Origin of the sequence: Tenacibaculum finnmarkense genomovar ulcerans (assembly GCF_900239495.1) — a bacterium.
Taxonomy (GTDB): domain Bacteria; phylum Bacteroidota; class Bacteroidia; order Flavobacteriales; family Flavobacteriaceae; genus Polaribacter; species Polaribacter ulcerans.
The window spans coordinates 159,935-173,315 of the sequence record NZ_OENE01000048.1 but is presented as its reverse complement, the minus strand read 5'-3'; the positions used below and the strand labels follow the sequence as shown (position 1 = coordinate 173,315).

General features: G+C 30.9%; 14 protein-coding genes. 3 read left to right on the top strand and 11 right to left on the bottom strand.

Annotated features, from left to right (window positions below):
- Positions 1-13: 13 nt before the first annotated feature.
- The 9 genes from thrA to DPIF8902391_RS11140 all read right to left on the bottom strand — a co-directional run bounded on the left by thrA (position 14) and on the right by DPIF8902391_RS11140 (position 6,998).
- Positions 14-2,455 carry a bifunctional aspartate kinase/homoserine dehydrogenase I gene (thrA, locus tag DPIF8902391_RS11170; protein ID WP_172505867.1) on the bottom strand — a complete coding sequence of 814 codons (2,442 nt, stop codon included), beginning with the start codon at positions 2,453-2,455 and terminating at the stop codon, positions 14-16.
- A 286-nt stretch (positions 2,456-2,741) separates the two neighbouring features.
- Entirely contained in the window at positions 2,742-3,122 is a 381-nt protein-coding gene (locus DPIF8902391_RS11165; RefSeq protein WP_172505866.1) for a YchJ family protein, read from the bottom strand.
- A gap of 18 nt (positions 3,123-3,140) precedes the next feature.
- Positions 3,141-3,509, bottom strand: coding sequence for a hypothetical protein (locus DPIF8902391_RS11160; protein WP_172505865.1), 369 nt, complete (start codon positions 3,507-3,509; stop codon positions 3,141-3,143).
- Positions 3,510-3,631: 122 nt separating this feature from the next.
- A complete protein-coding gene (dsrP, locus tag DPIF8902391_RS11155; protein WP_172505864.1) occupies positions 3,632-4,849 on the bottom strand; it encodes a sulfate reduction electron transfer complex DsrMKJOP subunit DsrP in 1,218 nt (405 codons plus the stop codon).
- A gap of 202 nt (positions 4,850-5,051) precedes the next feature.
- Positions 5,052-5,201, bottom strand: coding sequence for a 4Fe-4S dicluster domain-containing protein (locus tag DPIF8902391_RS12530; protein ID WP_244951353.1), 150 nt, complete (start codon positions 5,199-5,201; stop codon positions 5,052-5,054).
- Entirely contained in the window at positions 5,153-5,884 is a 732-nt protein-coding gene (locus DPIF8902391_RS11150) for a 4Fe-4S dicluster domain-containing protein (protein ID WP_244951352.1), read from the bottom strand. The genes DPIF8902391_RS12530 and DPIF8902391_RS11150 overlap by 49 nt, the downstream gene beginning before the upstream one ends.
- Positions 5,885-5,921: 37 nt before the next feature.
- Positions 5,922-6,281, bottom strand: a complete 360-nt coding sequence (locus DPIF8902391_RS12525; protein ID WP_242037281.1) for a molybdopterin-dependent oxidoreductase — start codon at positions 6,279-6,281, stop codon at positions 5,922-5,924.
- Positions 6,278-6,754: a twin-arginine translocation signal domain-containing protein gene (locus tag DPIF8902391_RS12520; RefSeq protein ID WP_242037280.1), complete on the bottom strand. Its 477-nt coding sequence runs from the start codon at positions 6,752-6,754 to the stop codon at positions 6,278-6,280. The genes DPIF8902391_RS12525 and DPIF8902391_RS12520 overlap by 4 nt, the downstream gene beginning before the upstream one ends.
- A 7-nt stretch (positions 6,755-6,761) precedes the next feature.
- Positions 6,762-6,998, bottom strand: coding sequence for a hypothetical protein (locus DPIF8902391_RS11140; RefSeq protein ID WP_058885215.1), 237 nt, complete (start codon positions 6,996-6,998; stop codon positions 6,762-6,764).
- Between the two features lie 470 nt (positions 6,999-7,468).
- Here DPIF8902391_RS11140 and DPIF8902391_RS11135 point away from each other — a divergent pair, with 470 nt between their 5' ends.
- Both DPIF8902391_RS11135 and DPIF8902391_RS11130 read left to right on the top strand, forming a co-directional pair.
- A complete protein-coding gene (locus tag DPIF8902391_RS11135) occupies positions 7,469-7,972 on the top strand; it encodes a c-type cytochrome (RefSeq protein ID WP_058885214.1) in 504 nt (167 codons plus the stop codon).
- A 188-nt stretch (positions 7,973-8,160) separates the two neighbouring features.
- Entirely contained in the window at positions 8,161-9,957 is a 1,797-nt protein-coding gene (locus DPIF8902391_RS11130) for a hypothetical protein (RefSeq protein ID WP_172505863.1), read from the top strand.
- Between the two features lie 148 nt (positions 9,958-10,105).
- Here DPIF8902391_RS11130 and DPIF8902391_RS11125 read toward each other — a convergent pair whose 3' ends face one another.
- Complete coding sequence (locus DPIF8902391_RS11125) at positions 10,106-11,347, bottom strand: hypothetical protein (protein ID WP_172505862.1); 1,242 nt, start codon at positions 11,345-11,347, stop codon at positions 10,106-10,108.
- A gap of 177 nt (positions 11,348-11,524) precedes the next feature.
- Positions 11,525-12,757, bottom strand: a complete 1,233-nt coding sequence (locus DPIF8902391_RS11120) for an alginate export family protein (RefSeq protein WP_172505861.1) — start codon at positions 12,755-12,757, stop codon at positions 11,525-11,527.
- 210 nt (positions 12,758-12,967) lie between these two features.
- Between DPIF8902391_RS11120 and DPIF8902391_RS11115 the strand changes: the two genes are divergently transcribed.
- Positions 12,968-13,381, top strand: a complete 414-nt coding sequence (locus DPIF8902391_RS11115) for a response regulator (protein ID WP_058885211.1) — start codon at positions 12,968-12,970, stop codon at positions 13,379-13,381.

The following is a 13,381-nucleotide window of genomic DNA, read 5'->3' as shown; positions in this document are numbered from 1 at the left end:
AATTTTTAAGGTTTTAACTATTTCCAATGCGTATTACATCCGCAAAAATCCCCGAAGCGGTAACGTCTGCACCAGCTCCAGCACCTTTTATTAACAACGGATTTACAGGGTATCTATCCGTAAAAAACAACACAATATTATCGCTTCCTTCTAAATTATAAAAAGGATGATCGGCAGGGATATGTTGCAAACCAACTTTTGCTTTTCCATCAACAAATTCGGCAACGTATTTTAAACGACAATTTTTATCGTTTGCTTCTTTAAATATATTTTGAAAATGTGCTTCAAATTCGGTTAAACTAGCGTAAAAATCTTCATTATTAGTCGTTTTTAAACTTTTTTCAGGTAAAAAAGAATCGTTTTCAATATCTGATAATTCTAATTCATAACCACTTTCACGGGCTAGAATTAATATTTTTCGAGCCACATCGACACCGCTTAAATCAATTTTTGGGTCGGGTTCAGTATATCCTTCTTTTTGAGCCTCGGTAACGACATTGTGAAACGTAGTGTTTTCATCGAAATTATTAAAAACAAAGTTTAAACTTCCCGATAAAACAGCTTGTATTTTTTGAACTCTATCGCCAGAGGCAATTAAATTTTTAAGCGTATCAATAACAGGCAAACCGGCACCAACATTGGTTTCAAATAAGAAAGGTGCATTGTATTGTCTAGAAACGGCTTTTAATGTTTTATAATTTTCTAGGCTAGAGGCACAGGCGATTTTATTGCAAGTAACCACCGAAATACTGTTGCGTAAATACTGCTCATAAATTTCAGAAACTTTCTGATTTGCCGTGTTATCAACAAAAACCGAATTGCGTAAATTATAGCTTTTTGTTTTATTAAAAAAAGCCTCTAAAGTTGCCGATTCTCCTAGTTTTAAAGCGTCTTTCCAGTTATTTAAATCGATACCGTTAGCATCAAAAGTCATTTTTTTAGAATTTGCGATACCAACTACGCGAATATTCATTTTTAAATGTTCTTTCAAATACTTTTTTTGCTGATGTATTTGTGCTAAAAAGCGTTCACCAACATTTCCGACACCTGTTACAAATAAATTAAGTTGTTTTAATTTTTCTTCAAAAAATTGCTCATGTAAAGTATTTAAACCTTTTTTAGCGTCTTTACTGTCGATAACTGCCGAAATATTTTTTTGAGATGCTCCTTGTGCAATGGCTCTAATATTTACGTTATTTTTACCTAAAGCACTAAACATTTGTCCGCTTAACCCTTGATGATTTTTCATGTTATCGCCCACCAAAGCTAAAATAGCCAAGCCTTGCTCAATAATAACAGGTTTTATTTTTTTGCGTTCTATTTCAATTTCAAAAGCATTGTTAATCGCTTTGCTTGCTTTTTGGGCATCTTGATCGTAAATTCCAACGCAAATTGAATGTTCTGATGAGGCCTGAGTTATTAAAACCACGCTAATATCTTGGTTCGAAAGTGTTTCAAACAAACGTTTTGAAATACCCGATACACCAATCATTCCTGTACCTTCTAAGGTTAATAGGGTAATATCTTCAATATGGCTAATTCCTTTTACAAGGTTGGTGCTTTTTACATTTTTGGCAATTAAAGTTCCTGGATTACCTGGTTCAAAAGTATTTTTGATAACAATAGGAATTTCCTTTTCTAAGGCTGGTTGTATGGTTGGAGGATAAATAACTTTTGCGCCAAAATGGGATAATTCCATGGCTTCTTGATACGAAATTTCAGGAATCGGAAACGCCTGTTTTACAATACTTGGGTTTGCGGTGTACATTCCGCTTACGTCTGTCCAAATTTGAAGTTCGTTTACTTGCAACGCCGCCGCGTAAATAGCAGCAGTATAATCGGAACCGCCTCTTCCTAGAGTGGTGGTTAAGCCATTTTCAGATTTGGCAATAAAACCTGGTAAAACGGTAACTTGATGCGTATTATTTTGAAAATATTCTTGACAATTTTTATTGGTAAGGGTAAACTTAACCTGTGCTTTATCAAAAATATTTGAGGTAATAATAAGCTCTCTACTGTCTTTATAGGTTGCGTTTAAAGTGTTTTTTGCAACTTCAGAAATTATATAAGAAGATACTAATTCGCCAAAACCACTAATTCGAGCCATGGCCTTTGGGGTTGCTTCTTTTAGTAAAAAACAGCCTTCTAATAAGGTGTTTAATTGCCCAAATAATATGGTTACCTTTTCTTGAACTTCGGCTTGTTTTTCTTTAAAAATTAAATCGGAAATTACCTGTGCATGATGCTCGGTAACTTCGTTAAAAAGTACCATATACGACCGGTCATTATTTGCCGCTTTGTTTGCTGCAGCGATTAATTTGTTGGTTGTTTTTCCAAATGCTGAAACTACAACGGCTACTTTTTCTTTTGCCGAAGCTGCTGAAACAATTTGAATTACTTTTTGAATGTTTTGACTACTAGCGACTGATGAGCCACCGAATTTTAAAATTTTCATCTTAAAAAAAGTTTTTAATGTTTTAATAATATGGTAAAAAAATATAAGGTGTTATTTACTGTTTTTCAAGTGTTTGAAAAATGTAAATAGAGTCGGAACGATATGTGTATAGATAACCCCTAAAGGGTAATAATGCGAATAATAATAGAAGTGGTAATAGTGCCAACAAAAACCATCGTAAAGTTTACGATGGTTAAATAGTTGTTATTTGCTTTGTTGTTTAACACGGTATCAAATGTAAACTTTTTTTTTAATAATCAGTATTTTTTATCAAAAAAAATCAATTTCATTTTAAATATACCCAATGATTATCTTCTTTACAGAAAGAAGAGTTCTCTTTTATGCTATTAATTTTATCATTTTCTTTAAAAAATGCTTCAAAGGTTACATTTCCTGTAATATCGGAAGCTGTGCCTTTATTTGTATTGCTGATTTCTAATTGCATCCACTCAACAGATTTTGTCCAAAGTAAAATTTCTTTATTTTCAGTTTCTGATGGGCGAGTGCTCGAATGATGGCTTTTATGTAAATAATCAATATTTGCTAAGGCAAAAGCACTGTAACGAGAACGCATTAATTGCTCCGCTGTTACCACATTTTGGATGTTTTTATGTGCTATTTCACAGCAATCAGTATAATTTTTGCTAGGATTACAAGGACATTTCATAGTATTTATTTAGTATTATTAATTTAGAAAAGTGTTTTTTGTATCAATTCTAAAACAACGTTCTTTTCCTAAAAACAAAGGGTTTCCATGTTTTTCAGACCAAAATCCATCTAAAATATCTTTAGAAATACATCTGTAAACCACAACGCCTTTATAAGTATTATTATCTTCTCCTTGATATTCAAAATTGATAACTAATATATTATCATTAAAAAAACCTGAACCAGTTTGTTCTTGTTCATTATTGATTAACCATTTAGCAATTATTCGATTATTCATATCAAGTTTCAAGGAAAGCACTCCTTTATAAGAATGTTCTTCGGCGTCTTGATTAGTACCAATTATGGAATAAGTACCCACTAAGTTTTGTATATTTTGTACTGTCATTTTATCATTATAAAAGGTAAAATTACGTCATTTTAAATGATATGCAAAACAAGAAAAATCCGCAGAAAATTTACAAGAATTTTTACTGCGGATTTTCTTATCAAAATATAAACTAAAAAATATTATTTTTTATACCTCATTTTACCAAGTTCAATTTCAATAGCTGTTCTGGCTAAAATGGTAAAAATAAGCGCACCCATTGCCCAAATACCTACGGTAACTCCAATTTCGATTCCAGTAGGTGTATATTCTGCTATTTTACCATAAGGACCAGGGATAAATCCAGGAACAATTAAACCAAAACCTTTTTCAATCCAAATAGCAATAAATAAAATACTACAAGCAAAAAATAATACTTTAAAATTATTACGGAGTTTATGAAAAGTTAATAAAACGGTTGCTAAAACATTTAAGGTAATAGCTGTCCAAATCCATGGTAATAAAGCTGTTTTTCCATCTAATCCGAAAAATAAATAATAGGCACTTTCACTATGATGTGTTGGTGCATAAAATTCTTTGAATAATTCAGAAACTAACATAATTAAGTTAATTTGAGCAGCAACGGTAACTACTAAGGCTAACTTTTTAATAGTTTTATTTTCTATTTTAAACTCGGTATAAGTCCTAATAATAGCTAACACTAAAATAATTAATGCAGGACCAGCGGCAAAAGCAGATGCTAAAAAACGAGGTCCTAATAATGCAGTATTCCAAAAAGGTTTAGCTTGTAATCCTTGGTATAAAAAAGCAGTTACTAAATGAATACCAACAGCCCAAAAAACAGAAATTATAGCACCTGGTAAATACACACTTTTTTTAGATTCTTTCCCTTGATAATGCCTGAATAAAATATAAAAAGGAATACTAATATTGATAAATAAATAGCCATTTAAAGCAATAACATCCCAAGTTAACATTGAATTAGGAAAGTTAAAAACACCAATAATCGGCATCATATGCCATAAAACTGCAGGGCCTCCCATATCAGCAACCACAAAAGCCAAACACATTATAAGTGCGGCAACGGCTAAACCTTCTCCTATAAGTACGGCTTGTTTAAAATCGACATCTTTTAAAACATAGGTTGGCATTACTAGCATAACGGCAGCTGCAGCAACTCCAACTAAAAAGGTAAAGTTAGAAATATATAATCCCCAACTAACTCGATCTGTCATACCGGTAACACTCAATCCATGTTCTATTTGAATCGAATAACAATACATTCCAATCAACATTATTAAGGTTAAAAAAGCCATCCATAAATGATACTTTTTTGAACCATGAGTAATAATATCTAGACTGTCTTTAATTAAACTTGTAAAAACCTTAAGTCTTCTCATTTTATTTTTTATTATAATGCTTAGTATATCTATTATTTAGGGCGTTTCCCAAAAGGGTCGGGCTTTGCGTTAAATCTTTTTAAAATTTAATATCTACTATATTAAGTACTTATTTTAATAAGCTTTGTTACACTAAAATAGTGTGCTTATTTATTAAAAAATTTTAAAAAGGATACCACTGCAATCCCTAACGCAAAAGAAGTTAGTCCATAAAATACCAAAACTTAGGTTCTGTACCTAAATCTTCTTTTAATCTGAATACTTTTTTATTTTCTAAAACCCATCGAATAGTGCTTTCAGGATCTAATAAATTTCCAAAAATACGAGCACCAGTAGGCAGGCTTCTACACAAGCAGGATTTTTACCCGCTCTAGAACGTTGCACACAGAAAGTACATTTTTCCATCACACCTTGTTTACGCATTCTATTTCCTAAATAATGCTGATTTTTGTTTACTTCTTCTTCAGGAACTTCGGGTTTACTCCAGTTAAAACGACGACCATCGTAAGGGCAAGCTGCCATACAATATCTACAACCAACACACCAATCGTAATCAACTACCACAATACCATCTTCTTCTCTCCAAGTAGCTTGAACAGGACAAACTTCTACACAAGGCGGATTATCACAATGAAAACATTGCGTTCCCATGTAAAAATGTCCTTCGGCAGGAACTTCATGATAATAATTATCATCAGCTTCATGGAAATTAAAACCTTTTCCGTCTTTCATTTCATGAATACGGATATATTCCATTTGCGAATTTCTATCCTGATTATTTTCTTCCACACAAGCGCTTACACAATCCATATATCGCTGACATTTAGAAATATTGAAAGCATAACCAAATAATACATCTTCTTCGGCATTTTTTGATGACATACTCACGTTTTTACCTGTACGTAATTGATAAGAACGTACTAATCTATCAACGGTGGCATTTTTTTCTTTATCGTCCATCAATTTATAGTTTCCTTTAAATTGTTCTTCCCAATCTATTTGTGCTTTTTCTTTTGAATCATCACTAGAAACCACACTTGTACATGATGAAACTGCGCCTGCACCCTAGCGGTTAGTTTTTTAAAGGCAGATCTACGATTTCATAACAAATAGCATTTGCAACTGCTAAATCGGTTTGAGGTTCAAATAGAATAGATTTATCTGAAGCCATACTAGAACGTGTTGTTCTGGTAGCAAAATCGATAATTTTAGCACCTCTTTTATTTTTTTGAGATAACATTCTCGAAAACAAAACAGGGTGCATTTCTGCCATATTGTTTCCCCAAGTGATAAAATAATCAGCATATTCAATATCTTCATAACAACCCATTGGTTCATCAGCTCCAAATGATGTTAAAAACCCAGCTACAGCACTCGCCATACATAAACGAGCGTTGCAATCTAAATTATTCGTACCAATAGCACCTTTCATAAATTTAGAGGCGATATATCCTTCGGGAATGAAGTGTACATTGCTACCGAATCTTTACCATGTTTTTCAATGGTTTCTTTCATTTTATTGGCAACAATATCTAAGGCATCGCTTATGGGAGTTTTTACATATTTACCGTTCTTTTTAACCAAAGCGTGTGTTAATCTATCGTTAGATTGAATACACATGGTTTGATGATAGCCTTTTACACAAAGTAATCCTTTGTTTACTGCTGAATTTGGGTCTCCTTTTACGGCAATTGCTTTTCCATTTTCGACACCTACCAAAATACCGCAACCTACACCGCAAAAACGACAAGGTCCTTTTTTCCAATCTAAATCTCCTTCAGGTATTCCTGCTTCTTGTTCATTTGCAAAAATAATTCCAGGAAAGATGGTCATTGCCGCTGTCATTGCTGCTGCCGCTGCCATTTTTTTTATAAAACTTCGTCTACTTGTTAAAGAGGCGCTCATATCTTGTTTATTTTATAGGTGTATTAAATCCAGAAACTAAGGCTAGTAATTTTAAGCTAGGTAAATTTTCTATGGATTCTTTTAAAATTTTATCAGTGTCGTTATCAATGGTATTTGTAACAAGGACGATTACATTTTTATTTTCTGCGGAAATAATTTCACAGCCATCAATAATAATTAATGCTTTTTGTAATTCCTCCTTTTTTCCTTGATGAGGATGCGCTAAATAACTTTTAATTGGCATGTGAAAATGGGTGTTTAGTTTTTCGCAAATTAAAGCGCGGGGTGGTTCTTTTACATGATAATTATCAGTGTTTGAATATATTGTGTTTTAATCAATTCAGTTTTTTTGAAAAAAAATCTTAACCTCTTGCTTGTTAGTGATTTTAAAATTTATCATTGTTAATGAAATAACCAAAAGACACTTAGTTTGTATTTATTCTAAATAACATTGCGTTTTTTGCAACATATTTATCATTTTTTCATTAAAAACAGTGTTTTTTAGTACGTATAGTAATACTTATGCCATTTAATTATACAAAGTGAAATTAGTGTAGTATATAAAAACAATGATTTTTAAAAGGATAATAGCGAGTTATATTTCTATGACATTTGTCATGTTTTTAGGGTGTTTGGTTTTTTAAATTTGAGGTATGAAAGCATGACGAGCTCTTTTAAAACATCAAAAATTAACATAACATAAAACAAAATCAGATGAAATTACAAAATGTATTTTTACTACTATTAGTAGCCTTATTTATCAGTTGTGGAGGAACAGAGAAAAAAGCACCTTCATATAGTTCAGGAAAATCAGTACAAAAAACAGTTGAAAAAGCACCTGAAAAAAAACTTAAAAAAAAGCTGGAAAAACCAGAAATTATTGATTTAAAAAATAAAGGAATTGGTTCTGTGAAATCGGTAACATTAGCGGCTACTATAGATCAAGATATGGTCGCAAAAGGTGCTAAAACATTTAAAAACAAGTGTTCAGCTTGTCATAGAACCAATAGGAAATTTATAGGACCAAATCCGACGGGAGTTTTAAAAAGACGTTCGCCAGAATGGGTGATGAATATGATTTTAAATCCTGGGGAAATGGTTAAAAAAGATCCAATAGCAAAAGCATTGTTACTTAAATTTAATGGGTCGCCAATGGCAAATCAGCATTTAACAAAAGAACAAGCAAGAGAGGTTCTTGAATATTTTAGAACATTATAATTTATCAAAAAAAACAAATTTTTTCGATAAATTGACAAAACTCACAAAATGTAAAATACCTTTTCAATTATAGTTGCGCTTTTGCAATTTTTATTGAAAAGGTGTTTTTGTGTTTTTAAATGATATTTATCATATTATAAAACTTTAAGTACAAGTAGATTGCGTTTTTAAATTATAATTTATAAACTATGTTAAAAACACATTCATTTCATATTCCTGTTATGGGAATAGGATTTACTATAGATTCTCCATTAAAAGTTTCCCGATTCGGAATCGATTCTGTTATTTCATTAGTCGATGATATTTTATTAGAAAAGATACGAAAAATGTATTCGTTGAAATTTAAAATTCCATACGATGAAATCACCGAAAAAATGGACGATTTTAGAGCCGAAAGAGTTACTTCTTACTTGAATTTGATCAAATCACTTTCAGAAGAGAAGTTTGAAGAATTTAAGAAGAATATTACCCAAACAAAGCAAGATATTGTTGATTTTTTTGAAGATCTTCCTGATTCGTCATCATTAAAACAAGAATTTGTAAAGGTAACGAGCAGTAATTTTGATGTAAAAAAAGTTGCTGATTGGTTAAAAGAAAATTTATCGATGGGGCAAATTGATGTAAATATCATGACCAAAGTTGATAAAGATAATTATACTAAAACCGATAAATTAGCTATTGAATATAACGATGCACACGCCGCTTTAAGAGGTTTTGCAAAGAGCGATGTTAATTCGTCAGTGGTATTTTCGGCAGGTATGAATCCTCGGTTATATACTTATTTAGAGAATTTTAAAGGCTTTTATCCTGATAAAAATGGGCGTATCAACAAGAAAATTATCTTAAAAGTAAGTGATTACCGTTCGGCATTAATCCAAGGGAAATTTTTAGCGAAAAAAGGAATTTGGGTATCGGAATACCGCATAGAATCGGGCTTAAATTGTGGCGGACATGCTTTCGCAACCGATGGATATTTATTAGGACCTGTTTTAGAAGAATTTAAAATAAAACGAGCAGAATTACAAGAGTCAATTCAAAGTTTGCTTTTTTCTGCTTTAGATAAAAAAGAATATGTAGTTCCAGAAACCGATTTAACTTTTAAAATATCGGCACAAGGAGGCGTTGGTACTGCCGATGAGCATCAATTTTTATTAAATTATTACAATATAGATTCTGTGGGTTGGGGAACGCCTTTTTTATTAGTCCCTGAAGCCACAACGGTTGATAAAAACACGTTAAATAAATTAATTAAAGCCACTGAAAAGGATGTTTATTTGAGTGATATTTCGCCATTAGGCGTGCCGTTTTATAACTTAAAAGGAAACACAAAAGACTTAGAAAAGCAATCTTTTATTGATAAAGGGCGCCCTGGAAGTGCCTGCCCTAAAAAATTTATCGCTTTAAATAAAGAGTTTAACGAAAAAGGGGTTTGTACGGCTTCAAGGCAATTTCAGCATTTAAAAATAAAAGAATTAACGGCTAAAAACTTATCAAAAGAAGCTTATTACAAAGAATATTCAAAAATAATAGCCAAAAGTTGTACCTGTGTTGGCTTAGGAACTTCGGCTTTATTGGCGTACGGTTTAGATACCAAAACAGAAGGTGCTGGTGTGTCGGTTTGTCCTAGCCCTAATATTGCTTATTTTTCTAAAAAGATGAGTTTAAAGGAAATTACAAAAACAATTTACGGACAATCGGCAAGTGTTACAAGCTTAGAAAGACCTAATTTATTTATCAAAGAATTGACTATTTATATTGATTATTTAAAAGATAAATTAAAAGAAACCACCGCAGAGGCTTCGCCGAAAGAAATTAAATATTTAAAAACTTTTGCCAAGAATTTAAAAGAAGGTTTGTTGTATTATAAAAACTTATTTAATACCGAATATCAAAGTGCAATATTACATTACCCAGCTGTTTTAGCCGATTTAGAATTAAGTAGCCAAAACATCGATAAAGTAGCTTTAGCTATAGAAAAATTATAAAAACAGTAAATGAAATTCATATATCTATTGATGATATATGAGTTTTTAGTGTTTTAGAGTCTGTTTAAAAATAAAATTTATGTAGTTAAATACTAGCTCTCACAGTTTTTTAAAACCTGTGAGAGCTGTTTATTTTTGGGAGAATATTTTATATTTTAACAGCTTGTTTCTTTTTAAATTGCTGGCTGAAAATTAGTGCTATTGCTAGTGAAAAAAGTAGGCTAACTGCAACTAAATATTCAGGGTAATAATTGATTAAATTAAGATTTAACCAAACAACAATTCCTTTGTAAAAAATTACAATTTCTGTTAATAAAAAGCCTACTATATAAAAGAGTAGGCTTTTTTTTGATAGCTGTATTAATTGAAATTGCTGTAAAAAAACAAGCAATGAAATACTTACAATTCCTAAAAAATTAAAATGTAAATAGCCGATTATAAAATCGATATTTGAAAAAATAACAGCTGAAAAATAAGGAAGTGTTCCTGTAAATTGAAAAATTAATTTCATCATAAAAAGTAGCACAACAACTTTTAATCCTTTAAAAAGAACTGGTGAGAAAATATTTTTTATCTTTTGATAATCAGCAAGTAAATGCTTGCTTAAAATATAAAAAGCAATTCCTTGTAATAAAGCACCAAAACTAGCAATTAAATAGAGTATAAAACTTGGTTTGTTCCATAACAAGGAAATCCCGAAGGTTAGTACAACGCCTATGTTTAGCGTCCAAAAAAAGCGGTTAAATATCTTTTTAGGAAGGGTGATTTTATGTTTTTCTAAAATATAAAAAAACACGCCGAAAAGTGCTAAAATAAACCAGCCGTTGTATTGAAAATGCAGGTAAAAATAAATGGCATTTCGGTATAAACTTGAGCCACTTCCTACTGTTTTTATAATAATTCCTAAAGCCCAAGGTCCTAAGCTTGAAATAATCATAAACCATAAGGCGATGCGAATACATTTGTATGAATTTGTTTGTTTTTGTATCGTTGAACTGTGTTTGAAAAAGAGGTATCCGAAGAAATAAGAAGCTATTAAAAATAGGGTGGAAAATACAATCGAAAAAAATGCGTAGCCTGCAAATGGAAAGCTAATCAGCATGCCAATAATGGTTATTTGGGTTGCCCAAAATAATTGCTTGTAACGAGTGTGAAGTGTTTTTTTATCTAAATATAATTTAAAAATAAGCGTAGTTAAAGCAGTATAAACCCAACCTAATAAAGCAACATGAGAATGTGCATGTACCATAAAACGATAATTTATTGGCAGGTCAATTACTGCAAAAACACGAAGTAAAACGCCTAAAAAAGCAATTAAAATAAAATATCCTATGGCTATTTTACTGTGTTTTTGTAATAAATTAAAAGAAGTATTTAACGAGGTTTTCATACAGATAAAAGTACGTAAAAAGCACGTAAAAATTATGTAAAAATAGTTGAAAAATCATCTAAAAATAGAAGAGAATAAAAGGAGAATATTGTAAAATGAAGAATATCCGAAGAAAAAAAACGCATTTATTCGTTAAAATAAATACGTTGCTAAGTGTATTGAAAAAGGTTGTTTTTATTATTTAGAGGTAAATAAAGTTGGTTTGATAGTAACCATTAACCAAGCCCAATTATTAGTATTGTTGTCAGATGTTCCTTTTAAAACTTCCATTCCTTGTGAAGCAAACATTTGAGAATATCCTGCTTTAAAACCGATTTGTTTGGTGAAGTTATATCGGTAAACAAGGTCAATTTCTGTACCTAATTGCTTAGAAACATTTGCATTAATATCGGCTGCTGCTGAAAAATTATGAACAAATGCCGTTAAGCCTGATTTTTCATTTAATTTGAAATTAGCTTTTGCATAAATATCTAATAAACCAACATTATTTCCGTGGTTTCCTACGTAAAAATAATCCATAAATCCATTGAATTTATGATTTGTTCCATATAAAGGGGTAAAAGCATTGTTGTCAACAGTATTAGAATCGTAATCATTACCACTTTGTAATTCAATTCCTAGACCTAATTTGATTTTGCTTGAAACTTTATAATTACCTTCTAAACCTACTAAATAAGCACTTAAATCCCTGTTCATTTTATCAGTACCAAATTGATAATATAAATTTGCAGCTACTTGTAAATTATTTTGCTTACTTTTTAAATGTGTACCAACAGTTTGACTGTATTTAATTCCATCAGTAGTTTCTAAACCATTATTTAATAGTAAAAAACTTGCTGATAAAGTACTCCAATCTTTATGTAACCAAGCATATTGCATAGCTTTATAGGTTTTTTCAGTTTCTAAAGTTCTTCCTGTTACATTTTCTTTTGATTGATTAAAAGCCAAACCTAAATCTAACTTAATTCCGTCTCTTTTGTATTTAAAAACGGCAATATCATGGCTACGAGCTTGTTGCGCCCAACCTACGTTACCTAAAATTCTGCTATCGTCATACAGGACTTCTTGACGTCCTAATTTTAACGAGTAATTTGGGCTTAATAACACTTCTGCCCAAGCTTGATGTAAGCTTAATCCGTTGGCATCGGTGGTGTTTAATTGAGGCACATCTCCCCAAACCCTAATATCTTGTACGCTTACATAAAAATTTAATTTTTCAATAGATTGAGAAAAATTTAAACGGGTTCTTTGTGAGGTAAATAAACCAGCGCTTTGATTGTCTTTGATTAGGGTTTTAAAACCGTGTCGATATTCTGAACGAGTACGAAGTTCAGCAGCTACTTTTAATTGTCCGTATGATATTGTTGTAATAAGAATTAATAATGCACTAAAAAGTTTATTTGTTTTCATAATCGTTTTGATTTCTTCAACAAATTACAGCACAAAGTAGTTTATAAAAAATGATAAAAGTCATAGTATGTAAATAGTGTTCGTTAATAAGAATTACAGTTTATCGACACTTATTGTTTACATAACGATATATTAAGTAAATTTAACTTGTTTAAGATGAAATGTAAACGACTATGCTATACATTAGAACTAAATTTTATTAAATATTAGATGGAAAAAATAATGAACGTTTTATTAATTGAAGATACTATTATTGAAATAATGAAAATGAAGCGTACTGTTTCATTTTTAAAATTACAACATACTATTACAGAGGCGAAAGATGCAGAAATAGCACTTAAAATTTTAGAAGAAAAAAGTAATTTACCTGATTTAATTTTACTAGATTTAAACATGCCAAAAATTAGTGGCATTGAATTTTTATCAATAATAAAAAATGATGATACTTTAAAACACATACCAACGGTTATTTTAACAACTTCGGATAACCAAAAAGATTTAGAAGAGTGTTATAAAATAGGCGTTTCAGGATATATTTTAAAGCCTTTAAAATATGAGGATTATGTGGCTAAAATTGAAGTCGTTTTGTCTTATTGGAGCATCAATGAATTGAAAAAGTATTAA